The 22,562-nt window shown below is 42.4% G+C and carries 23 protein-coding genes; 14 read left to right on the top strand and 9 right to left on the bottom strand.

All coding sequences use genetic code 11. The features are described 5' to 3' along the window. The first annotated feature begins 9 nt into the window (after positions 1 to 9). The gene (locus tag QUB80_RS25295) at positions 10 to 687 is read left to right on the top strand and encodes an HAD family hydrolase (protein WP_289792242.1); all 678 of its coding nucleotides are present in this window, start codon (positions 10 to 12) and stop codon (positions 685 to 687) included. 155 nt (positions 688 to 842) lie between these two features. On the opposite strand, the gene QUB80_RS25290 is transcribed toward QUB80_RS25295, so the two are convergent. After that, positions 843 to 1,532: an SDR family NAD(P)-dependent oxidoreductase gene (locus QUB80_RS25290; protein WP_289792241.1), complete on the bottom strand. Its 690-nt coding sequence runs from the start codon at positions 1,530 to 1,532 to the stop codon at positions 843 to 845. A 340-nt stretch (positions 1,533 to 1,872) separates the two neighbouring features. On the opposite strand from QUB80_RS25290, the gene QUB80_RS25285 reads away from it, so the two are divergent. Next, on the top strand, positions 1,873 to 2,478 hold the full coding sequence (locus QUB80_RS25285; protein WP_289792240.1) for a nitroreductase family protein: 606 nt from the start codon (positions 1,873 to 1,875) through the stop codon (positions 2,476 to 2,478). 60 nt (positions 2,479 to 2,538) lie between these two features. Here the strand turns inward: QUB80_RS25285 and QUB80_RS25280 are convergent, their stop codons facing one another. From QUB80_RS25280 to QUB80_RS25255, 6 genes are all read right to left on the bottom strand, one after another. Beyond that, on the bottom strand, positions 2,539 to 3,414 hold the full coding sequence (locus QUB80_RS25280; protein ID WP_289792239.1) for a bile acid:sodium symporter family protein: 876 nt from the start codon (positions 3,412 to 3,414) through the stop codon (positions 2,539 to 2,541). Positions 3,415 to 3,515: 101 nt separating this feature from the next. After that, positions 3,516 to 5,870 carry an arylsulfatase gene (locus tag QUB80_RS25275; RefSeq protein ID WP_289792238.1) on the bottom strand — a complete coding sequence of 785 codons (2,355 nt, stop codon included), beginning with the start codon at positions 5,868 to 5,870 and terminating at the stop codon, positions 3,516 to 3,518. Further along, the gene (locus QUB80_RS25270; protein ID WP_289792237.1) at positions 5,860 to 6,825 is read right to left on the bottom strand and encodes a formylglycine-generating enzyme family protein; all 966 of its coding nucleotides are present in this window, start codon (positions 6,823 to 6,825) and stop codon (positions 5,860 to 5,862) included. The genes QUB80_RS25275 and QUB80_RS25270 overlap by 11 nt, the downstream gene beginning before the upstream one ends. A gap of 339 nt (positions 6,826 to 7,164) precedes the next feature. Beyond that, on the bottom strand, positions 7,165 to 8,454 hold the full coding sequence (locus tag QUB80_RS25265; RefSeq protein ID WP_289792236.1) for an MFS transporter: 1,290 nt from the start codon (positions 8,452 to 8,454) through the stop codon (positions 7,165 to 7,167). 18 nt (positions 8,455 to 8,472) lie between these two features. Then, the gene (locus QUB80_RS25260) at positions 8,473 to 9,240 is read right to left on the bottom strand and encodes an SDR family oxidoreductase (protein ID WP_289792235.1); all 768 of its coding nucleotides are present in this window, start codon (positions 9,238 to 9,240) and stop codon (positions 8,473 to 8,475) included. Positions 9,241 to 9,340: 100 nt separating this feature from the next. Continuing rightward, complete coding sequence (locus QUB80_RS25255; RefSeq protein ID WP_289792234.1) at positions 9,341 to 10,036, bottom strand: class I SAM-dependent methyltransferase; 696 nt, start codon at positions 10,034 to 10,036, stop codon at positions 9,341 to 9,343. A gap of 391 nt (positions 10,037 to 10,427) precedes the next feature. Between QUB80_RS25255 and QUB80_RS25250 the strand changes: the two genes are divergently transcribed. From QUB80_RS25250 to QUB80_RS25235, 4 genes are all read left to right on the top strand, one after another. Continuing rightward, complete coding sequence (locus QUB80_RS25250) at positions 10,428 to 12,056, top strand: FAD-dependent oxidoreductase (protein ID WP_289792233.1); 1,629 nt, start codon at positions 10,428 to 10,430, stop codon at positions 12,054 to 12,056. Continuing rightward, positions 12,053 to 12,451, top strand: a complete 399-nt coding sequence (locus QUB80_RS25245) for a 4Fe-4S dicluster domain-containing protein (RefSeq protein WP_289792232.1) — start codon at positions 12,053 to 12,055, stop codon at positions 12,449 to 12,451. Before QUB80_RS25250 ends, QUB80_RS25245 begins: the two co-directional genes overlap by 4 nt. A 106-nt stretch (positions 12,452 to 12,557) precedes the next feature. After that, the gene (locus QUB80_RS25240; protein ID WP_289792231.1) at positions 12,558 to 13,604 is read left to right on the top strand and encodes an ABC transporter substrate-binding protein; all 1,047 of its coding nucleotides are present in this window, start codon (positions 12,558 to 12,560) and stop codon (positions 13,602 to 13,604) included. Between the two features lie 129 nt (positions 13,605 to 13,733). Beyond that, positions 13,734 to 15,002: an MFS transporter gene (locus QUB80_RS25235; RefSeq protein WP_289792230.1), complete on the top strand. Its 1,269-nt coding sequence runs from the start codon at positions 13,734 to 13,736 to the stop codon at positions 15,000 to 15,002. A 15-nt stretch (positions 15,003 to 15,017) separates the two neighbouring features. Here QUB80_RS25235 and QUB80_RS25230 read toward each other — a convergent pair whose 3' ends face one another. Continuing rightward, on the bottom strand, positions 15,018 to 15,287 hold the full coding sequence (locus tag QUB80_RS25230) for a hypothetical protein (protein ID WP_336622344.1): 270 nt from the start codon (positions 15,285 to 15,287) through the stop codon (positions 15,018 to 15,020). A gap of 362 nt (positions 15,288 to 15,649) precedes the next feature. Here QUB80_RS25230 and QUB80_RS25225 point away from each other — a divergent pair, with 362 nt between their 5' ends. The 7 genes from QUB80_RS25225 to QUB80_RS25195 all read left to right on the top strand — a co-directional run bounded on the left by QUB80_RS25225 (position 15,650) and on the right by QUB80_RS25195 (position 20,320). After that, complete coding sequence (locus QUB80_RS25225; RefSeq protein ID WP_289792229.1) at positions 15,650 to 16,321, top strand: glutathione S-transferase family protein; 672 nt, start codon at positions 15,650 to 15,652, stop codon at positions 16,319 to 16,321. Between the two features lie 88 nt (positions 16,322 to 16,409). Next, entirely contained in the window at positions 16,410 to 17,309 is a 900-nt protein-coding gene (locus QUB80_RS25220) for a CmcJ/NvfI family oxidoreductase (RefSeq protein WP_289792228.1), read from the top strand. Between the two features lie 81 nt (positions 17,310 to 17,390). Next, entirely contained in the window at positions 17,391 to 18,347 is a 957-nt protein-coding gene (locus QUB80_RS25215; protein WP_289792227.1) for a DMT family transporter, read from the top strand. A gap of 35 nt (positions 18,348 to 18,382) precedes the next feature. Next, positions 18,383 to 19,075, top strand: a complete 693-nt coding sequence (locus tag QUB80_RS25210) for an HAD family hydrolase (protein ID WP_289792226.1) — start codon at positions 18,383 to 18,385, stop codon at positions 19,073 to 19,075. Further along, the gene (locus QUB80_RS25205; RefSeq protein ID WP_289792225.1) at positions 19,063 to 19,272 is read left to right on the top strand and encodes an N-acetyltransferase; all 210 of its coding nucleotides are present in this window, start codon (positions 19,063 to 19,065) and stop codon (positions 19,270 to 19,272) included. The genes QUB80_RS25210 and QUB80_RS25205 overlap by 13 nt, the downstream gene beginning before the upstream one ends. 61 nt (positions 19,273 to 19,333) lie before the next feature. Further along, positions 19,334 to 20,116, top strand: a complete 783-nt coding sequence (locus QUB80_RS25200; protein ID WP_289792224.1) for a sulfite exporter TauE/SafE family protein — start codon at positions 19,334 to 19,336, stop codon at positions 20,114 to 20,116. A gap of 57 nt (positions 20,117 to 20,173) precedes the next feature. Next, entirely contained in the window at positions 20,174 to 20,320 is a 147-nt protein-coding gene (locus QUB80_RS25195; protein ID WP_289792223.1) for a hypothetical protein, read from the top strand. 143 nt (positions 20,321 to 20,463) lie between these two features. On the opposite strand, the gene QUB80_RS25190 is transcribed toward QUB80_RS25195, so the two are convergent. Beyond that, positions 20,464 to 20,925 (bottom strand): protein tyrosine phosphatase family protein, encoded by a 462-nt coding sequence (locus QUB80_RS25190; RefSeq protein WP_289792222.1) that lies wholly within the window; start codon positions 20,923 to 20,925, stop codon positions 20,464 to 20,466. A 435-nt stretch (positions 20,926 to 21,360) separates the two neighbouring features. On the opposite strand from QUB80_RS25190, the gene QUB80_RS25185 reads away from it, so the two are divergent. After that, on the top strand, positions 21,361 to 22,551 hold the full coding sequence (locus QUB80_RS25185; RefSeq protein ID WP_289792221.1) for a pyridoxal phosphate-dependent aminotransferase: 1,191 nt from the start codon (positions 21,361 to 21,363) through the stop codon (positions 22,549 to 22,551). Positions 22,552 to 22,562: the final 11 nt, after the last annotated feature.

Here is a 22,562-nt window from a genome sequence, read left to right as displayed (position 1 = left end):
TAGGCAAAAATGAAATTAGTGATGTTTGACATTGATGGCACTCTCACTGAATCGAATAACTTAGATGATGAATCATATTTACGTGCATTGCATGAAGTATTCGGCTTTTCACAAATCTCAAATGATTGGACATCATATACTCATGTAACTGATATTTGTATATTAAAGGAAGTTTGTCAAAGTCAACTTGGTCGCTTTCCTTCATCTATAGAAGTTGAGACATTTCAAAAACGTTTTTTAGAATTGTTAATTGATGGTGCAAAAGCACGCGATGGGATTAAAGCGATACCAGGTGCATTTGAGATATTGAAAAGGCTACTTGTATCTCCTGAGCATGAGTTAGTCTATGCTGGAGGAGGTTGGGCTGCATCAGCGATATTCAAGCTCAAGTCTGCTAATCTTCTTATTGAAAATATTCCCCATGCTTTCTCTGATGACGACGATTCCCGTGAAGGAATCATGACGATTGCACATTATAGAGCAGAAAAGTATTATGGTCAGTTGTTTCCTAATGTTGTTTACGTCGGCGATGGTATTTGGGACATTCGTTCTGCTAAGAAATTAGGATATTCATTTATTGGTATTGCTTCTGGTAATGAAGCCCAAGCCTTATACAAAGAAGGAGCAACTTATGTTTTTCCTAACTATAATGACTACAAGAGTTTTTTGGCAGCATTATCCAATTAGTTTTCAAGGGTTTGGTGCATTAGACTAAAGTCATAACACAACGGCAGTTTTGCGGGAAGAAAATCTACATCGCAAACTGTCTCCCCTATAAATACTTAACTTTTTTTCAGAAATTAAACTGGATTCCTATAGATAAACAAAGATATCTTTTAAAATTAAAATTTTTCTACCCAAGGTCGCAATTCAACTTCCCATGTCCAAGCACTGCGAGGTTGGCGGAGAATGTTAAGGTAGGTTTGAGCAATCGCATCTGGATCAAGTAAGCTATCTGGCTGCTCGTCTGGCTCTATCCGGGTAGCAGAACGAATTGCCCCGTCAATTACGAAATGCGCTACATGGATATTCTTAGGAGCCAGTTCACGAGCAATGCTTTGAGCCAAACCTCGTAAGGCAAATTTACTCATCGCAAACGGTGCAGACTGAGGATAACCTTTAACACTTGCAGAAGCACCTGTAAAAAAAATAGCGCCTTCACCTACAGTCAACTGACGTTTCGCAGCTGCTTGTGCTACCAAAAAGCCACCATAAGCCGTGATTTCTAATGTTTTGGCAACATCGGCAGGGTCAAGTTCGACTAGTGAACCTCGTACCCGCCAGCTAGGATTATATACAACTACCGTTGGCGCTCCTAGTTTGTGTTCGACATTATGGAATAACTGGTTCACGTCATCTGGTTTAGATGCATCAGCAGTAAAACTGACGGCTTCAATCTCATCAGATAAACCTTTAAGTTTATCTATTTGTCGTGCTGCTAGTGCAACAGTGAAACCTTCCTTTGCAAACAAACGGGCGAGGGATGCGCTGAGTCCGCTTCCTGCGCCGACAATTAATGCTGTTGTTGACATTTGCTCAATTTCTCTTAGACACTTGTTTAGCTTTGAAATTGAAGATTTACTTCTTAGAAGCAATCTGTGATTAGCCTAAAACCTACTTCCATATCCTTTACCCTTGCTTTGGTCAATGGCTAACACTTGATTGACCTCTCATTCATGCAGTACTATAAGCTAACTACTAATTATCTATCAATTTATCGTATTATTTAGATTTATTGTTCAAAAATATAGTCTTGTTGACTTTTACAAGGCGTTTGCAACCGCTATCAACATAGCAATCAGTATTGCAGTCATAAATATGTCACGCCTGCACATCTAGATAAATACTCTATCAACAAGGAAATCCCTAAATATGGCAAATAAACTTGCTCAAACACAATACCCTATTCATGAATTGATTCGTAGTCGTTGGAGTCCCAGAGCTTTTGCCGATCGCCCTGTTGAGCAAGATAAACTCCTCTCTGTGCTAGAAGCGGCTCGTTGGGCACCTTCTTCCTACAACTATCAGCCTTGGAGTTTTATCGTTGCCACCAAAGATGAGCCGACGGAATATAACCGTTTACTTAGTACTTTGGTAGAGTTCAATCAAGGGTGGGCAAAAAATGCTCCCGTACTCATCATTGCTGTTGCTCAAACACTCACCAATGATGGAAAAACCAATCGACATGCATTTCATGATGTCGGATTGGCAATCGAAAATTTGGTACTTCAAGCAACTGCTTTGGGTTTATCTGTGCATCAGATGGCAGGATTTGATGTAGATAGTGCCAGAAAACAATACCAGATTCCAGATGGTTATGAGCCTGCAACTGCGATCGCAATCGGTTATGCTGGCGATCCACAGAGCCTTTCTGATGGGCTACGCGATCGTGAACTGGCACCCCGTATTCGCAAACCCTTAAAGGAATTTGTCTTTACCGAGCAATGGGGTAATACTTCGCCTTTACTGTTAGACTAAAGTCAATTTTCCTAAGAAACACAGGGAGTGGGGAAGCTACTAGGTTCTAAACATAAGGTTTTATGAAAGTTGTGTCTGTTCTACTTCTAGAACCTTTCCTTCCTCAATGACTGTGAATTTTGGCCCAGCAGTGAGAACTATCACCATCATTAATATACTTGTCACCATGATGATACTCACCACGCTTGGATCGTCAAAATTGCTCGTACCCACTAATAATGCTGCGGCAAAATTGCGTTGAGCCGTTCCAACTCCTAGCACTCGTTGGGTATCGATACCAGGCCCGCCTAAAAGATAACCTATGCTAAAGGAGAAGAGAATAAATACTGCACAGACAAAGATTGTACCTGTTTTTAATAAGCCGATGATATCGTTAGTATGAATTACTAGTCTAATTACTAGACCTAAAAGTAATCCAGCATTAGATATTTTGAATAAAATCGGCTGAAGAGTGGGAGCGATCGCAGCAAATTTGGCTTTGATAAATAACCCAATCAACAACGGGCTAACCATCATCAACAATAAAGGTTCAGCAATTTCCCAGGAGTTGATTTGTACCCCTTGCACAACTAAGGGCAGTACAATCGGCATATAGAAGATTGTGCCTAGCATTAGTAACATCATTAATCCCACAGAAAAAGCTATATTTCCTTTGACTATGTGAGCTAGTTTAGGTAATGCTGGAGGCCCTGACGCTACCGCCATAATCAGCAAGCCATCTCTTAGTGGTTCACTTAGATGTACTACTTGCAACAGCAAATATACAAACAGCGGCACTAGTACAAAATTTGTCAGCAGAGATAATATGACTAGACGGGGGTTGCGGAGTGGTTCCCAAATCTGTTGTATAGTCAGACCTAAACCTGCACCCAACATGGTGAACACAATAAAGGTGAAGAGTGCAAGTTTATCAGTTACTGCTAAGATTTCATTCATGATTGCTGAGGGGATTAGGGGCGATGGGGATTGGGGATTGGGGACTGTGGGGACTGGAAACTGTTCTCCCTGCTTGTTCTCCCTCATCTCCCCAATTTCTACTACTTCAACTCAAGGGTGACTTGCTGTAAGTTGCCGGTGAAGACAAAGGGTACTTGGTAGGAATCCACAACGGGAGTACCTGTATCTCTACCGATATCAAAAGTTTCGTCTAGGGCTAGACGGTAAGCGATGGTTTTTTCAACGCGTCCTTCGGCTACCTGTTGATTGTTGATGAATAGTTTCCCGGTTCCGCCTGCACCAATAGCGCCGCCATCATAATCAAAGTTGAACCGGAGTGTAGATTTACCGATGGGCAGTTTTTCGGGGGATTGAATAATGTAGTGAGCAGCATTAGCATAGTTGTAGGCATAAGTGGGCTTACCATCCTCAAGGAAAAAACTCCAACCAGCAAAGCGTCCGCCTTGAGTTAAGAGAACACCCTCAGCTCCCCTTTCCGGAATTTCTACATTAGCTGTGATGCTAAAGGATCTATTTTTCAGGTTTGGGGCGCTACCTTCTGGGATGCCAACTGCACCAGGATAGTAGGTAAAGGTCGTCCGTCCGACGGTGAAACTGGGGCGGGTTTTGACATCAAACCGTTCTAGAGCGCGATCGTCCAATGGTAAGACATTGTACTTGCGGGCTTCTTTAAAAAAGAGCTTTTGCAGTTTTTGTAACTTGTCGGGATTCTCTTTTGCTAAGTCGTTCGCTTCGCTAAAATCTTCTGCAATGTTATACAGTTCCCACTGATCTGCATCGAAGTCAGCTTTTACTGTCCGTTCCCAAGGTAAGCGTCTATGACGAGCCGCCGCCACCCATCCTCGATCGTAAATGGCTCGGTTGCCTAGCATTTCGAAATACTGAGTTTGACGATGGGAAGGAGTATTAGGATGATCGAAGGTATAAACTAGGCTAGTACCTTCAATTGGTTTTTGCTTGACACCATTCACTTCTTTGGGGGTAGTAATTCCCGCCACTTCTAAAATGGTGGGTACAATATCAATGACATGATGAAATTGGCTGCGGATTCCACCTTGGTCTTTAATACCTTCACCCCAAGAAATAACTAAGGGATTACGAGTTCCACCAAAGTGAGAGGCGATTTGCTTTGTCCATTGGAAGGGACTATTAACTGCCCATGCCCAAGCAGCAGGAAAATGGTTGAATGTCTTGGGGCTACCCAATTCATCATAGGAAGCTAGCAGTTGTGATAGATTTTCGGGTACACCATTGAAGAATTTCAATTCATTGACCGTACCTGTTAAACCACCTTCTGCACTAGCACCGTTGTCTCCGACTATATAGATGACTAAAGTGTTATCTAGTTCACCAAGTTGAGCAACTGTATCAATCAACCTGCCAATTTCATAATCTGTATGAGCTAAAAATCCGGCAAACACCTCCGCCATGTGAGCAGAGAGTTTCTTTTCTTCTGTTGAGAGGGAATCCCAAGCTGGCAGTTCTTTGGGGCGGGGAGTAAGTTTGGCATTAGCAGGAATTACACCCAGTTGTTTCTGACGAGTAAAGATTTCTTCACGTAATTTATCCCAGCCTCGATCAAACTTACCTTTGTACTTGTCAATCCAAGTTTTGGGGGCGTGGTGGGGTGCGTGGGTGGCTCCAGTAGCCAGATAGGTGAAAAAGGGTTTGTCTGGAGCAATGGATTGTTGGTTGCGAATCCAGGCGATCGCATGGTCTACTAAGTCAGGAGTGAGGTGATAATCTGGCTGATTGGCTGGTTTCTCTACTCGTTTGGTATTTTCTACCAGGGCAGGACTCCACTGGTTAGTATCACCACCAAGAAAACCGTAAAAGTACTCAAATCCCAATCCTGTAGGCCAGCGATCAAAAGGCCCGGCAGCGCTAGTTTCATAGTCTGGGGTGTTGTGCCATTTACCAAATGCAGCCGTGTTATAACCATTTTGCCGCAACACTTCGGCGATGGTAGCAGCACTTTTGGGCAAAATTGCTGTGTAGCCGGGATAACCTGTGGCTAATTCCTCAACTACCCCTGTATTGACTGAATGGTGATTGCGTCCAGTTAAAAGTGCTGCCCTGGTAGGTGAACATAGGGCTGTGGTGTGGAATTGGTTGTAGCGTAGTCCTCTTTCGGCTAGGCGAGTCAAATTAGGAGTTTCCACCGGGCCGCCAAAAGTACTGGCTTGTCCAAAGCCCACATCATCTAATAGCACTAGCAAGATGTTGGGCGCTTTGGCTGGAGCGGTAATTGGTTGAGGAAAATCTGGCTGTGACTCTTTGTAGGTGATGCCGATTTTACCCTTGAACTCTGGTGGGGTAACAGGTAAAACTTCTGATGTGGCTGCTAGGACGGGGCTATTTACCATCAACAAAGTGATGAGCAAAGATAAGGCGATCGCCTTTGCTATTTTTGATAGCTTGTATTCAGACTTCATTCTTCATCCTTTCTGTAGTTAAGTTCTTAACTAAGCGAAATCCAATATGGGTTGTGCCAGTATCGGGGGCTTGAGATTCTCGTGCTGCTGGACGGAAACGACTGCAATAGTTGGGCGCACACAGATAAGAGCCTCCTTTAATTACGTGTAAAGCGCTTTCGGTAGGTTTATTCGGATCAAAACTTTGCTGTGGGCCTGTAGGATTGACACTGTGGGTTTTATCATTATGTCCTGACTTATACCAATCAGAAGTCCATTCCCAGACATTGCCTGTGATGTCATAAAGACCATAAGCATTAGGTGGGAAGGAACCAACTGGGGCAATTCCTACGTAACCATCACTTTTGGTGTTGAAAAAGGGAAAAATTCCTTGCCAGGTATTGGCTTTTTTCTCAGAGTATTGATTGCCCCAAGCATAAGTTGCACCATCTAACCCCCCACGGGCGGCGTATTCCCATTGGGCTTCTGTAGGCAATGATTTTCCTGCCCATTGGGCGTAGGCTACTGCATCTTCGTAGGCAATGTGAACAACTGGATAGTTATCTTTACCCGCGATCGCACTTTCAGAGCCAAAGGGATGTTGCCAATTTGCTCCAGTCGTCCAATGCCACCAACTCAGCAACTTTGCTCCTGGCTTTGTCATTTCAAACACTAAGGAACCCGGTAATCTCTGCTCATCTGGCAAGTCGGGAAACTGTTCTTTAGGTAAAGGTCGCTCTGCAACTGTTACATATCCTGTTGCTTTGACAAATGCCACGAACTGTGAATTTGTCACCTCATATTTATCAATACAAAAAGAACTAACTGTTACCTCTTCAGCCGAGAGTTCTTCTATCAAACCAGAATGATCCGATCCCATCGTGAATGTGCCTGCTGGAATTATTGCCATTTCTGGTGGACAGGGATTAGTAGTGGTGGCAAGGGCAGAGGGAATTATAAATAGGAGCGCGATCACTACTCCCTGAATGAATATTAGTGTTAGGAAATAAAATTGTTTCCCATATCTAATCTTCGGAAGATTATCTCTTTCAACTGAACTTTTGTAGTTCATTAATTCATTAACAAGATTCGACTTTACTCAAAACTTACGTAAGTCTGAAAAAATTAATACTGAGTTTATCCAAAAATAATCAATATAAATCAGTTCAAAATTATTCAATAGAAGAACTAATTGCTAATAGAAATATTTTATTGTTCTTGCAAAGTGCTAAAAAATTGATAGATTTACCGATGTTCAATCTAATATTGATAAACTACATCTTGTGAAAAAATAAGTCAAGCATGATTGGGCAATTCAAGGTGTTGCCGGGTTGGATAACTCGCCACTGGAATTGGTTTTGAGCTTAATCCAACTTGTCAACAGGGGCAACTTTCGGGAAAACCAGACCGCCTGTCCAAGGCAAACAATTCCACACCCCATCACCGTATTTGGCGCACCGATGTACTGTGCCAGAATGCCTGCGAGCAAGTTACCCAAGGGTAGCGTCCCAATCACAGCCAGAGAATAGAGACTCATGACTCTGCCCCGCTTATCATCTGCTACTAGGGTTTGGACAATTGTGTTACTACAAGCAACCTGGAGCATTCCCCCACCACCCACAACTACCAACATCAGCAACGACAGCCAAATTTCTCTGGACAAACCAAAGGCAATTAACCCCATACCAATTGCGACTGGACACAAGGCAATTAACTTTTCTAACCCCAACACTTGCCGACGCAAGCTAAGATAGGCACAGGCAATGACTGAACCTCCAGAATTGGCCGCACTCAACAAGCCCATTGTCCCCCCGCCACCTTTGAGAATATCAGCTGCAAAGATGGGAAGTAGTGCCATGTGAGAAATGCCAACTAAACCATGCAATGTCAACAGCAATAAAATAGTCCGAATTGGTACTGTACTGTAGACATAGCTAAATCCTTCTTGCAATTTCTGCCACGTGTCGTTGATTTGGGGTGTATCTGGTTGGAGAGTTGGTTGCAATCTCATCGCTGCTAGTGTTAGCAGGGCGATCGCGTAACTAATACTGTCATAGAGAAAACAATATTTGGCTCCAATAGTTGCCAGCAAGACACCACCGATCGCTGGGCCAATAAACAAAGAACTACTGAGCATGGCAGAATAGAGAGCGATCGCATTGCCCAAATCGCCTCTATCGTCCACTGTTTCAATCACGATCGCATACCGAACTGGCATATCCAATCCCTTCAATAATCCTCCCAAAATACTGACAAACATCAGCAATCGGAAATCGACAAACCCCAAAAAGGTAAGTGTGGTTAGGGTAAAAGAGACAATAATCCCCAATACTTGCACCAACATCAGCAAATCTCGCCGACTCCAGTGATCGGATAAAACGCCGGAAAACGGAGCCAGAAATAATGTTGGTACAAATTGCAGAAACCCGGTTAAACCCAACAACCAGGCAGAATTAGTCAAGCCATAAACTAACCAGGAAATCGTTACCTGAGTCATGAAGGTTCCCGACAGGGACAGCGTTTGTCCACTAAAGAAGAGCCGAAAGTTACGTGACTTGAATGCGGGTAAATAAAAATAAATCTTCTTTTTCAGCCAGATCGTCAATTGCTGATGCCTCCTGAATCAAAAATGAGTGAGGTATCCACCATCAACAGCCAAAACTTGACCTGTGATGTAAGAAGCGGCGGTTGAAGCAAAAAAAACTACAGCACCAGCGATTTCGTTGGGTTCTCCCCAACGACCAAGGGAGGTTCGTTTTTGCAGCCAATCAGCGATTTCCCGATCCGCAACTACATCTGCATTGGATTCAGTCGCGAAAAAGCCTGGGGCAACCCCATTAACAGTGATTCCAAACGATCCCAGTTCAGCAGCAAGTGCCCTAGTCAGGGCTTCGAGTCCTCCTTTGGCGGCAGTATAAGCAATGTCTCCAGCACCTGCAATTGAGCCAGCTATCGAGGTAATGTTGATAATCCTTCCCTCGCCTTGCTGGCTCATCAGTCGTGCGGCTTCTCGGCAAAGATTAAAAGGAGCAATCAGATCAACTTCTATGAGCCGACGTACTGCATCCAGTTCAAATTCAAATAGTCCACGGCGATCGCGCATACCAACATTATTGACGAGGATATCTAAGTGCCCGTACTGGTCTTGGATTTCGATAAAGGCCTTTTGAACGGCTGCTTCATCGGTAATATCTAACTGCAATGGTGATGCTAATCCGCCAAGGGAGGCGATCGTCGCAGCTGTGTGCTTTAAGCTTTCTTTATTTCGTCCATTGACAAGAACAAACGCCCCAGCATTGGCAAGTGCCTTGGCAATTTCCAATCCTAGTCCCCGGTTTCCTCCAGTCACCAGGGCGATTTTTCCATCCAGGGAAAATCCAATTGGTGTCACGGCAGTTCCTTTAACTTACAAGCTATACTGCTTAAACCATGCCTGAAAACCTTGTCAACCATCAAGAGCTTCTTGTTAACGATCGCAAAGACGATAATAATTAAGTTGTAACCTTCTTGCCACGAGCATAAATAAAATAGTTCTCTGTCACCTTCACTTCGGTTTTGAACTGAGCGATCGCCAATTCTTTCTTCAATTCATCTGGTTTATAGAAAAGCTTGACAATCTGAAATTCCTGACCATCATTTAATTTACGCAGCTTGTAAATACTTCCGTCGTTTTTCAGAACATGGTCTTTTGCAGTAGAAGTTGGTTCAAAACGAGAATCAATAATGAATATCTGCCCTCCAATGCGAACCGAACGATAGACTTTCTGGAGAAACGAATTGAGTAACATCGGGGGAACGTGAGAAAGCCAGAAAGAAAAAAACACTAAATCATATTGCTGTTCTGGCTCCCAAGTAAATAAATCCCATTGTTGATATTTGACTTGGGGAGATTGAAGTTTCTGTCGGTTAATCTCAATGACTTCAGAAGCAGCATCAATCGCGGTAATTTGCTGACCAATTTGTAAAAGTTCTTGTGTCCAGATCCCTGTTCCACAAGCAAGTTCTAAGATATGTTCGACGGGTTTAATTTGATGTAAGGCGCTTTTAAGGATTGCTACTTCATCAAACCAGCGCCTATTGAGTTCCTCACCACGATCGTAACGACCAATTCGATAGAACCACCGATCATATTCGTTAGCTCTAGCGCGATAGTATTCAATTTGTTGTTGAATCACATCATTTGTCATAGTGTGTCTCCGGTCTTTGATATAGGATTACACGCCATACTGCTTAAACTATGCCCAGAAACATTGACAGCCATCTTACCCAGACAGATTAGTTTTGGGGCGATCGCATATTTATTCATTTAGATATACTAATTATTAGTAAAACATAAAATTAGTTATACATTAATTTTATTGCTGAAAGGCTTGAATTTTATCTGGGGTCGTGTAATACTGCTAAACAAATCACCGATAAATCGGTAGATAAGTAGTATTTTAAGCTTTGTTGTAAATACTGTAAAAACTGTAAAAACAATTCATTCAAGTTTTTCAAAGGCAATGCACAGCTGGCTTTTCTTAGTCATGCCTGTGTTTTTAATAGGTATTGCTAGGTTAAATAGAGGGGTGAGAGCTAGTGAGCACCAGTCAATTAGTGTCTGAGCAAACATCTGCTACTGTCTCCGATCTAAATATAGAGGCTGATGTCTTAGTTATTGGTGGTGGCCCGGCGGGTGCTTGGGCAGCTTATAATGCGGCGGTTCAGGGAGTCCGAGTTGTTTTAGTTGACAAAGGCTACTGTGGTTCTAGTGGAGCAACTGCATCAGGTGGAACCAGTGTGTGGTATGTAGCTAACCCTGAGCAACGGGAAACTGCGATGGCGAGTCGGGAAGCTCTGGGAGGGTTTTTATCTGAGCGATCGTGGATGGAGAGAGTTTTGGATCGAGCTCATGCAAATCTGCATCAGTTAGGTAGCTGGGGTTATCCTTTTCCTTGGGATCAACAGGGAAAACCTTACTACCGTTCGCTTCAGCAAGGGGCAGAATATATGCGCTTGATGCGTAAGCAAGTCAACAGAGCCGGAGTGCAAATTCTGGATCATAGCCCTGCCTTGGAATTACTGATGGATCAGGAAGGAGCAGTAGCTGGAGCGAAGGGAATACGTCGTCAAGCAGGTGGACGCTGGACAGTACGAGCCGGAGCAGTTGTAATTGCCACTGGTGGTTGTGCTTTCTTGAGTAAAGCTCTAGGTTGCAATGTCCTAACTGGAGATGGTTATTTAATGGCAGCAGAAGTTGGGGCGCAAATGTCAGGGATGGAATTTTCCAATGCCTATGCCCTCACCCCTGCCTTTGCTTCTGTCACTAAGGGAGCTTTCTATCGCTGGGCAACATTTACCTACGAAGATGGCACAGTAATTGAAGGCGCTGGTTCTCAACGGGGACGCTCTGTAATTGCCAAGACATTACTAACTCAACCAGTGTACTGTAGTTTACACGAAACCCCAGAAGAAGTCAGGGCTTGGATGCGAACTATCCAGCATAATTTCTTCCTACCTTTTGACCGGAGTGGAATTGACCCCTTCACCCAACGTTTTCCAGTCACTCTACGTTTGGAAGGCACAGTACGGGGTACTGGCGGGATTCGGATTGTGGATAATTCTTGTGCTACCTCAGTACCCGGACTTTATGCAGCTGGCGATGCAGCCACACGGGAATTAATCTGTGGAGGCTTTACAGGTGGCGGTAGTTACAATGCTGCTTGGGCAATGTCTTCTGGCTATTGGGCAGGGCAAGCAGCAGCTGAATATGCTTGTCAATTGGGAGCAAAAGCAAACCAAAGACAGGTGCATTCAGTTGGACAGGCAGCCGTTAGTTCTGAAAGTAGCCATACTTTTAACCCCCAGGAAGTTATCCGCGCTGTGCAAGCAGAAGTATTACCCTACAATCGCAACCTCTTTCGTACCGAACGCGGCTTGAAAGATTCCCTAGAACGGCTGCATAGTTTGTGGCGAGAAATCCGCCATAGTGCTGCCCCAGCAGATAGCCAAGCATTACCAGCAAGAGAAGCTGCTGCAATGGTTGCTACTGCACGTTGGATGTATACTTCAGCACAAGCAAGAAAAGAAACTCGTGGAATGCACAAACACCAGGACTATCCCCATCAAGATTTTAACCAACAATATCGGTTAATTAGCGGTGGACTAGATACAGTCTGGGCAAAGTTTGAACAAGAACTAGTGAATAGGGAGTTAGTAGCACTGTGATTGAATTAGTCAGTGAATCTCGCTGCATTAAATGTAATCTTTGTGTCACTGCCTGTCCTACCAATGTTTTCGATGCAGTACCGGGACGTGCGCCCAAAATTGCCCGCCAGAGTGATTGTCAAACTTGTTATATGTGCGAACTTTACTGCCCCGTAGATGCATTGTATGTCGATCCCAACGCCGAGCGATCGGTTCCAGTGGATGAAGATACTTTGGTAGCAGCTGGCTTGCTTGGCAGCTATCGGAAAAACGTAGGCTGGGGAAAAGGACGCACACCAGCCGCTAAAAATGAGAAGTCTGCTTACTACTATCCAGTTATGCAAAGTAGCAGCAACCTGACTACAGATGCTCAAGGCAGGATTCTTCCTTGGGGAACACAGCAGACTAATTCGTAATTGAGAAATTTCCTAGTAGTGCGTCAAGTTTAAAAGTGTTCAGTTCCCCGACTTCTTCAAGAAATCGGGTAAATACTCGTCACCCACTGTCTCTATATTCAGTCTTATGAGTACCTACGCACTTGAGCGCGGTTTTCTGAATCGTCTTTTAGCTTCAGTCACAACTGTTGCACTTTTATTTACCCTCACCAGTTGTACTTCCCAACATAGCCAGTCAAATAACTCAGCAGTAGCCTCATCAAATACTAAAGCAAATCCAGCAGAGGCGAAAACACGGGTTCTACGAGTCGGCTTCATCAGTTCTGAAAGCAAGTTGCCAATAAGGCCTGAGGGTTGGGCGCTGAAAAAGGGGACATTAACTCCAGCACTCAAAAGCTTGGGCATAACTGAAGTAAAGTTTTTTCCCTTTGTAGGAGGCCCGTCTCTAAATGAAGCTCTAGTCAGCGATCAATTAGATATTGGTTTGTATGGAGATACTCCAGCTCTAGTAGGTAGAGCAGTAGGGCTTCCAACTCGATTGATTAATCAAACGCGGGTTGGTCAAAATGCCTGGTTAGTGACCAAGAAAAATGGCCCGCGCTCAGTAGCACAACTCAAAGGTACGAAGATAGGAGTTGCGAAAGGCACTTATCCACATCGATATCTGATGGGTCTGTTAGACAACAAGGGACTGACTAAAAATGTAAATGTAGTGCAAATTCCATCTGCCGATGCCAAAGCAGCACTTGAGCGGGGGGATATTGCAGCCTATCCATTTGCGATGGGAACTGGGCCAATGTTAGTTGCTCAAGGATTTCCAGTCATCGATCAAGCTAAAGATCATCAGGGATTGGTGGGGACAGGGGTAAGTGTCGTAACGGAAAATCTCCTTTCTCGTTATCCACAGTTGCCGCAAAAGTGGAACCAGATTAGACAACAAGCATTACAGGATATCAAAGCAAATCCAGAGGAATTTTATCAGTTTGCGGCTCAGGCAAGTGGGAATGTGCCATTGGCGATCGTTAAGGAATCTTATCCACTAGACCTTTATCCGACTGAGCCTTTTACACCGCAAGGATTGAAACTACTGAATTCGACAAAGCAGTTTTTAGCCGATCAGAAATTGTTGAAGTCAGATTTTGATATCAAAGATTGGCAAATCTCGAATCCCTAAAATTTTTTTAACTACAGAGGCACAAAGAACACAGAGAATTCATTAAGAGATTTATTACTCGCCTTGACAGGACTAGATGAGCTTAACCCATACTCTAAACCTTGCAATTACTAGATTGTATACGCCTCTATGAAGTTACTAAAGCAATTGGCATTCCAGCTTAATCTAGATCTACCTGCTTTTAGATCGCGTAATTATCGCCTCTACTTTGCTGGACAAGGTTTGTCTATGACAGGCAACTTCATGACCCAAGTAGCAATTCTGTGGTTGATTTATCAATTGACTGATTCGGCTTTACTGTTGGGATTAGCAGGGTTTTTTGGACAACTGCCAGTATTTGCGCTAGCTCCAATTTCAGGTATTTTAGCCGATCGCTACAATCGTCATCGCTTGTTGCTGTTACTTCAGATTGTGGGCATTTCTATATCTGTAACTCTGACAGTCATTACATTTTTGGGTTGGGCAAATTTTTGGACATTGCTGCTTCTGAGTACATTGTTGGGTTTGCTGAAGGGGTTAGATGTACCTGTACGTCACGCATTTGTTAGTGATATGGTTAGTCGTGAACTGATGGGAAATGCGATCGCTCTGAATGCGGCTTTCCTGAATAGTGCGCGTTTGTTTGGCCCTGCAATTGGTGGTATTTTGATTGCTCATTTTGGCGCAGGATTCTGCTTTGTTTACGATAGCCTGAGTTATATTGTGGCTATTTGGGCAATTTCTGCGTTAAAAATTACACCACGTACCGTAGAAGTACAGAAAAGTAATACCTGGCAAAAGTTAAAAGAAGGCTTCCAGTATGCCTATCACTTCCTACCTGTGCGTTCTATCCTGCTATTACTAGCAGTAGCTAGTTTAGTCAGTATGTCTTATACAACACTTCTCCCCATTTTTGCAGTAGAAGTTCTGCACGGAGGCTCGGAAACCTTAGGCTTTTTAACTGCCGCAGCAGCAATGGGATCGGTGTTTGCTTGTGTTTACCTGAGCTTTCGCCATCGTGTAGTGGGTTTAGAAAGACTCATCGCTTTTTCTCCAGCCATTATGGGAATTGGTTTCATCTTTTTCTCTATCTCGCAAGTCTTCTTGATTTCTCAGTTAGCTTTGGTTCTGGTTGGTTGGAGTTCTACTCTTCAGGTAGCTGCTAGTAATACAGTGCTGCAATTTATTGTGGAGGATGGCAAACGAGGTAGGGTGATGAGCTTTTATGCTATGTGTTTTATGGGTATGGCTCCTTTTGGTAACTTGCTAGCAGGAACTCTGGCGTATTATTTGAAAGCTCCTAATACACTGATTTTAGGTGGTGTAGTTTGTATCGTGGGTTCGGTGCTGTTCATGCAACAATTGCCCCAGATGGTGAAGCTAATTCAGTTAGGGACAAAGCAAGTGGCAAATAATTAACTTTGGATTTTCAATTCATTCTGATTTAATCAAGATAAACTCACCCAAAATTAACGATACTAAAATATTAGACGAATCCACATCCTCTACTTGAATCAACCATCGTTGGTTTGCTTGATTATTTGAGTTTGACTCTCGACCACAAACTATCCCATATTTTCCCGCTACATAGGTGGGATATAAAATCTGAACTCTATCTCCTACTTGAATAAGCTCTGGGTTTTGCAAGCCTGCTCCTGAAGTTATTGGCTTTGGTAATGATGGAAGCTTGTTTATATATTTCATTTTTTTAATCAAAAATAAACTTATTAATAATCTTTTCTTAACCTATTGAAAACATTTGTTCTTTGCTGCGATAAATTCTTGGTTCAAACGCAACCTCTTTTTGATTAGCCTGATTATGTTTAGATACTTATTTAGTTACGCTAATAATTAGGTATACATAATTTTTAGAAAAACTGTATAATATTTAAATCACTTTAAACCGACCGATAAACTGTAATATATCATCCAAAAAGACGCAGACACCTGCTAGTCAAATTATTTAACTGCACAATCAACACATCTCGTTTCTGTCGTATTACTCTGGTTTGAGTTGTGCAATTTCAAGTAGTCTGCATTCACGATAACTACAAAGAAAGGATTTCATGAGTAACATACAACTTTACTTTGCCAAAGCCTCTACCTTCTCTCAACGCACTCGTGTAGTCTTACTGGAAAAAGGCATTGACTTCACCCCCATAGAAATTGATTTACAGAACAAACCAGATGGATACACCCAGATTTCGCGTTATGGCAAAGTTCCAGCTATCAAACATGGGGATGTTGCAATCTACGAATCTGCCATCATCAATGAATATCTAGATGAGGTTTTTCCTGAACCACCGTTATTACCCCCCGATCCCGCCAAAAAAGCGATCGCTCGCATCTGGATCGACTACGCTAATACTCGCTTTGTACCTGCGTTTAACAAATTTCTGCGTGGAAAAGATAGCCAAGAGCAGGAACAGGGGCGAAAAGAGTTCACAGAAGCACTTCTATATCTTGAACAGGAAGGATTAGGCAAAGGTGATTACTGGTTGGGAGAGCGGTTTAGCCTTGTTGATATCAGCTTCTATCCCTGGTTTGAACGTTTACCACTACTAGAACACTTCCGCAAATTCACACTACCAACAGAAACGTCTCGTTTGCAGACATGGTGGAATCTAGTGCGCGATCGCTCCTCAATTCGAGCAGTAGCAAATCCTGTGGACTTCTATTTGCAAAGATTCGCCAAAATTCTTGGTGAACCTGTTTCTGTTGGTACAGCACAAAAATAAGACACAGGAATGTGGTGATGGGAGTGAGGATTCATTAACTCTTGAGTGTTGACTGAATAAGTAACCAAAATCTCAAAAGGAATGAACTATGAGCTTAAACAACCAAGTTCTAGAAAAATCTATTTCCCAAGAACTGCCATATGTGGAGGCTAACCTCACTTACCTGATCCCAATGGCAGAAAAACCTGTTAACTACACCTACGAACCACCCGCAGGGATTCCTCGCAGCAATGGAACTTATCAGACGTACAAGTTGCCAATTTACAATGCTCGTTCTATCTCAGAGAACATCTTGTTAGATAGGGAAGGTTTTGCGTTTACTCGACATCGTACCAGTGTCCGCGACTTCTACGATGAAGAGGAATTACGCCGCGTCTACTACCCAGAAGCCGAGCAATTATTACAAGAGGTGACAGGTGCAACGAAGGTAGTGATATTCGATCACACTCTCCGTAATGCCAGTCAGTCAAAGCCAGGTGAGAATAGTATTAAAGAACCTGTCAGGCGCGTACACAATGACTTCACTGCCAAATCTGGCTATACTCGCGCCCGTTTGGAATTAGCAGCGCGAGGAATAGATGATGCTGAAATTGATACACTATTGCAACAGCGCTTTGCCATAGTTAATGTTTGGCGAGCGATCGCTAAACCAATCCAAGAGTCGCCATTAGCAGTGTGTGATGCACAAAGTATTGCGTCAAAGGATCTTGTGGCTGGCGATCTCGTGTACCGCGATCGCATCGGCGAGACATACGCAGTCACGTATAATTCAGAACATCAATGGTTTTACTTTCCGCAAATGCACAGAGAGGAGGCACTATTGATTAAGTGTTTCGATTCTGCAACAGGATACGCACGTTTTGCAGCCCATACTGCGTTTGACGATCCAACTAGTCCGCTAGATGCGCCTCCACGGGAGAGTATTGAGTTGCGGACGTTTGTTTTTTACGGTGAAAATCGAAATTTTTTAAACGCAAAGGCACGCTGAGTAAGCGCAAAGGTACGCTGAGTTTTTACAATATAGAGTGCAAAGCAATATTTTCAGGTCTCAAGAAACCTTTGTGGCGAGTTGGGTATTCTGACGGTTCTTCTGTCCTCCTTTGTCTTGGCATTTCATAACGTTACTGTGCGAGTTTTATTTTCAGAACATCTCGTACTGGGTTTATTTTTACTTGGTGGATACGTTAAACCAGATTTGCAGAATTCATTCTTGCTGATGTTTATGCGAATGCTGTTTGTGGTTCCACTGATGGCATCTCTAACATTCAAGCTATATCCATCTGCCCTAAAAGAATTTCGAGAGTTGTTCAGCCGCAAACGCACTGATGTTTTGATCCAAGCATTGGGTTGTGGAGTGCTGATGTTTGTATATATTGCCTCACTCTACATTGCGATTGGCTTAATTCCTACTGGAATTGCTATGACTCTATTCTTTACCTATCCCGTTTTTACGGCGCTACTTGCTTGGAGATTTTTTGGCGATCGCCCTACGCTTTTCCGTTGGCTGGTGATGGGGATTATTCTGGTGGGTGGTGTTTTAACTATTCCCCAATCTTCTGCTATCTTCGGCACTAATGAAATTATGATTGGCATTTTTGCTAGCGTTGGTGCTGGGATTGTTTATGCCTTCTATAACATCATTGCCCAAAAATGTTTGGAAAAATTTCATCCAGTTCCCTTCACCTGGATTAGTTTTGCCTCTACTCTATTGCTTTCCGGTGTGTGCTTATTGTTTTGGCCGTTTCCCAGTACTCAACTTGATTGGACACCTCTGTGGATTGGTAGTATTTTTTCGGGAGTAGTCAGTTTTATTGGACACACTTTGAATAATCTGGGAATTCGGATGATTGGTGCAACTACTGCGTCAATTATCGGTTCTAGCAGTCCAGCATTGACGGCGCTAGTTGCATGGGCAACAATTAGCGAAACTTTAAACGTGATTCAAAGCTTGGGAATTGGTATTGTCACATTAGGTATCGCGCTGCTGAGTGGAGAAGGCTTTATACGTAGGCGTAGTAATTTATAAAAGTCTTCTAAAGTATGAATTAAAAATTATGACATATGTCTGCTTCTGCTATCCTTTTTGATTTAGATGGAACTTTGACAGATCCCAAGCTTGGTATTACTCGCTGTATTCGGTTTGCTCTATCTGAACTTGGTCAAAAATCACCTGATGCTGATGAATTACATTGGTGTATTGGCCCTCCAATTAAAGATAGTTTTTCGCTGCTATTGAATACTTCAGATGACACAGTTTTGGCACAGGCAATTTCACTTTATCGCAGTCGCTTTGCCACGATAGGATTATTTGAAAACTCTCTTTATCCTCAGATTTTAGAAACTTTAGATGCTATTTGTTTTGCTGGTTATAGAATCTTTGTTGCGACTTCTAAACCACATATTTATGCCACTCGGATCGTTGAACATTTTGGCTTGTCGTCATTTTTCGATGGTGTTTACGGTAGTGAACTTGACGGAAGCCGGAGTGTAAAATCTGAGTTGATTCATCACATCTTAGTAACAGAACAGCTTTCTCCTGCAGCTGTGGTGATGGTAGGCGATCGCTCGCACGACATAATCGGAGCTAAACGCAATAGCATTACTGCAATGGGTGTCACCTACGGTTACGGAACTGAGGAAGAGTTAAAGAAAAACGGTGCTGATTTGATTGTCCATACTCCAGATGAAATTGCCAGATTACTTATTGATGGCTATGAACTGAGACTAGAGACTCATGTTAAATGCAAAAATTAGAAAAGCAAAACAATCAGATGGGTATTGGTAAAAGTCTTTTAGCAACTGTCATCTTAGAAGCAAAAATCCGAGAATGTTCAGTACTCATGTTGCTGAACCACAAAGAGCGAGAATCCTATCAACGGGAATTTTATCGTAAACAAGGCTGGATTGAACGTGAAACCGTTGCCAACTTTATTTATACATTCAATCCATAATCACACTCATCTTTCGTTATTTTTTCCTTAGCCTCACCCAAATATTTTTCATCTGGTGAACATGATTGATTCACACCCTGTAACAATTTTCCATAGTTTACTTTTATTCAGCACTGCTTTCTTAGCGGGTGGACTTAATGCTGTAGCAGGTGGTGGCAGTTTCCTCACTTTTCCTGCACTGATTTTTATAGGTGTTCCGCCTGTCATCGCGAATGCAACAAACAATACAGCTATTTGGGTAGCTGCTTTAGCTAGTGCAGGAGCCTACCGTAAAGATTTGGGTATTCAACGCCAAGTTTTCTTGCTATTGTGTGGTATTAGTCTCATGGGTGGTTTTATAGGCTCTGTAGCTTTGTTGTATACTTCGCCAGATATATTTAGAAGACTGATTCCATATTTATTATTATTGGCAACCCTTGTATTTACTTTTAGCAATTCTTTCAAAAGATGGTTACAAATTCAAAGTCAGAAAGCAACATCTGATTCGGTACCTTTATTGAATTTAGTTTTGGCACAACTAGCGATCGCAATTTATGGTGGTTTTTTTGGCGCAGGTTTAGGAATTTTAATGCTGGCAACTTTATCATTCTTAGGCATTAAAAGTATTCATACAATGAATGCCTTTAAAACCTTTTTAGGCAGTTGTATTAATGGCATTGCTATTATTCCGTTTATTTTTGCAGATGTAATTGCTTGGCAGCAGGCAATTTTGATGGCAGTAGGTGGCTCTTTGGGTGGTTATTTAACTGCCAACTATGCGCGTAAACTTGAACCTCATTTAATTCGCAGATTTGTCATAGTTGTTGCTTTTAGTATGACTATCTACTTTTTTGTACGTGGCTAAGGAATAGAGGCTGGAAACTCATTATTTACCAATTAACTATTCACAAAGGGGAAAAATATGACTTCAACAATTTCATTTGATCGTGTATCTAATATTTACGATGCTACACGGGGACTTCCACCTGGAATATCTGAACAAGTGACTGATTTTATCCTCAACCTGGTAAGTTTAAGATTATTGTGGTACGCAATTGGACTTGATTGATTCTCCCACCGCCAAAGGATACGAGGTTGCGATTTGTTTGGCTGGGCAATAGGAATTTTTTTGATACCAATTTCACCGAGTAGAGACGCGATTCATCGTGTCTCTACTGTTGTGTGTCCCACTCATCAGTTGTATTTGAGTAATTAAGCTACCTTAGCGTGTTTATTTATATAGTCTACAAACAATGTTTTTAGTTGCGGACTAATACCAGTATGTTCAAAAAAACTAAAGCCTAAATTCCGAGCTTTTGCTAGGGTTTGTTCTGGTGTCAATCCTTCTTTTGTGGCAATACTTAATAATGCAATTCCTGTGGAGCGCATAGCTGCTGCACAATGCACCACAGCTGGTTTAGGAAGTTCTTCTAATGTCTTGAGAATTTTAGTAATTAACTCTTCGCTCAAATCTTCAAGCTTTAGAGGTACATTGACGTAATTTAGTCCGAATGATTTAGCTACCTGTTGCTCATCTCGGAAGAATCCTAGTTCATCAGGCGATCGCAAATTCAAAACTGACTTAAAACCTTCTTGACTAGCTTGCTCAAGTTGTTGTGCTATGACTTGTCCTGTAGTCGTTAAATTTTCGTTAATCCGTATACTGTTGATCACATCGACTCCTTTTGTCTTTTTATCCAGATGGTAAATGCTTGCTTCGCAAGAATTGAGCAGCTATTTAGACTTGCATAGCAAAATCTGCCAAACATCAGAAAATATTGTTTGTTTGCTTCTGATTTTGCTAGTTTATGCAATTATTTTTTGCTTTTATTATAATATACGCTTTGTCTATAAACTTAGTGTATTTAATAAATAATTATACGTTTTACCAATGTAATTACTGATATTTATATTTTCCTTATATTGTTAATCAATACCAAATTGGTAGTGGTAAGCGCTGAGGCATGAGAGAGCGGACTCGATTTGGCGAATACCCAAACTAATCATGCTAATCATTTCTTCTAATTGTGGGAATTGAGTATACTACGGTAAGTCTATAAAAATGATGTATTTGAACGATTTCCACGTAACAATACACGGAGAAGGCAGATGAGAGAGATTCAGCGCCAAAAAATATCAGCGAAGGCAAAGCAGTTCAAAGAATCTGTGATTCGAGAAATGACACGGGTGGCAGCGCAATATGGTGCAGTGAATTTAGCTCAAGGCTTTCCCGATTTTCCCTGTCCGCAGGAGTTGAAACAAGCAGCCTATGAGGCAATTGAGGCGGATGTTAATCAATATGCAATTACTTGGGGCGATCGCCCATTTCGAGAAGCGATCGCTAACAAAGTTCGTTGGTATTTAGGTTTAAACATTAACCCAGAAACACAAATCACTGTTACCTGTGGCTCTACAGAAGCAATGGCTGCTGTCATGCTAGCAACCATCGATCCAGGTGATGAAGTGATTGTATTTGAACCATATTATGAAAATTATGGCCCCGATGCAATTCTAGCTGGTGCTACACCCCGCTATGTCACACTGCATCCTCCTGACTGGACATTTGATCAAGCCCAGTTGCGTCAAGCTTTCAATGCCAATACCAAAGCTATCATTATCAATACCCCACACAATCCCACAGGCAAAGTCTTTACCCGTGAAGAACTTACCCTTGTTGCCGAACTTTGTCAGAAGTGGGATGTTTTAGCATTTACAGATGAAATTTACGAACACATTCTTTATGATGGTACTCAACATATTGCCCTAGCCACCCTTCCTGGGATGGAAGAACGTACCATTACCATCAATGGTCTTTCCAAAACATATAGTGTTACTGGATGGCGAGTTGGCTACATTTTGGCAAAACCCGAATTGACAGGAGCTATTAGAAAAGTCCACGACTTCCTAACCGTTGGTGCGCCCGCACCCTTACAAAGAGCCGGAGTCGCTGCCATGCAACTACCACCATCCTATTATGAAGAACTAGCTAGACTTTATCATCTCAAAAGAGACAGCATTTTACAAATTTTGGATCGGGTTGGTATTCCCTATTTTGTTCCCAAAGGGGCTTACTACGTCTTTGCCGATATTTCTAAATTTGGCTACAAAACTGATATTGAATTCACTAACTATTTAATTAAGGAAATTGGTGTTGCTGTAGTTCCCGGTTCCAGCTTTTTCAGCCAATCAGAGAAAGGGCATTCATTCATCCGCTTTTGCTTTAGCAAACAACCTGAAACACTACAAGCAGCAGGTGAGAGGTTGCTCAAACTACAGCCAAACCTAAAACCCACATCATAAGCCAATTTCTA

The organism is Chlorogloeopsis sp. ULAP01, from assembly GCF_030381805.1.
GTDB lineage: Bacteria > Cyanobacteriota > Cyanobacteriia > Cyanobacteriales > Nostocaceae > Chlorogloeopsis.
Note: the sequence above shows the minus strand (reverse complement) of the source record. Positions and strands in the feature narration are given on the sequence as shown.

Coding starts and splice junctions, on each gene's coding strand:
- QUB80_RS25295 (WP_289792242.1), top strand. CDS start 10: ATGAAATTAGTGATGTTTGACATTGATGGCACTCTCACTGAATCGAAT.
- QUB80_RS25290 (WP_289792241.1), bottom strand. CDS start 1,532: ATGTCAACAACAGCATTAATTGTCGGCGCAGGAAGCGGACTCAGCGCA.
- QUB80_RS25285 (WP_289792240.1), top strand. CDS start 1,873: ATGGCAAATAAACTTGCTCAAACACAATACCCTATTCATGAATTGATT.
- QUB80_RS25280 (WP_289792239.1), bottom strand. CDS start 3,414: ATGAATGAAATCTTAGCAGTAACTGATAAACTTGCACTCTTCACCTTT.
- QUB80_RS25275 (WP_289792238.1), bottom strand. CDS start 5,870: ATGAAGTCTGAATACAAGCTATCAAAAATAGCAAAGGCGATCGCCTTA.
- QUB80_RS25255 (WP_289792234.1), bottom strand. CDS start 10,036: ATGACAAATGATGTGATTCAACAACAAATTGAATACTATCGCGCTAGA.
- QUB80_RS25240 (WP_289792231.1), top strand. CDS start 12,558: ATGAGTACCTACGCACTTGAGCGCGGTTTTCTGAATCGTCTTTTAGCT.
- QUB80_RS25235 (WP_289792230.1), top strand. CDS start 13,734: ATGAAGTTACTAAAGCAATTGGCATTCCAGCTTAATCTAGATCTACCT.
- QUB80_RS25230 (WP_336622344.1), bottom strand. CDS start 15,287: ATGAAATATATAAACAAGCTTCCATCATTACCAAAGCCAATAACTTCA.
- QUB80_RS25225 (WP_289792229.1), top strand. CDS start 15,650: ATGAGTAACATACAACTTTACTTTGCCAAAGCCTCTACCTTCTCTCAA.
- QUB80_RS25220 (WP_289792228.1), top strand. CDS start 16,410: ATGAGCTTAAACAACCAAGTTCTAGAAAAATCTATTTCCCAAGAACTG.
- QUB80_RS25210 (WP_289792226.1), top strand. CDS start 18,383: ATGTCTGCTTCTGCTATCCTTTTTGATTTAGATGGAACTTTGACAGAT.
- QUB80_RS25205 (WP_289792225.1), top strand. CDS start 19,063: ATGCAAAAATTAGAAAAGCAAAACAATCAGATGGGTATTGGTAAAAGT.
- QUB80_RS25200 (WP_289792224.1), top strand. CDS start 19,334: ATGATTGATTCACACCCTGTAACAATTTTCCATAGTTTACTTTTATTC.
- QUB80_RS25195 (WP_289792223.1), top strand. CDS start 20,174: ATGACTTCAACAATTTCATTTGATCGTGTATCTAATATTTACGATGCT.
- QUB80_RS25185 (WP_289792221.1), top strand. CDS start 21,361: ATGAGAGAGATTCAGCGCCAAAAAATATCAGCGAAGGCAAAGCAGTTC.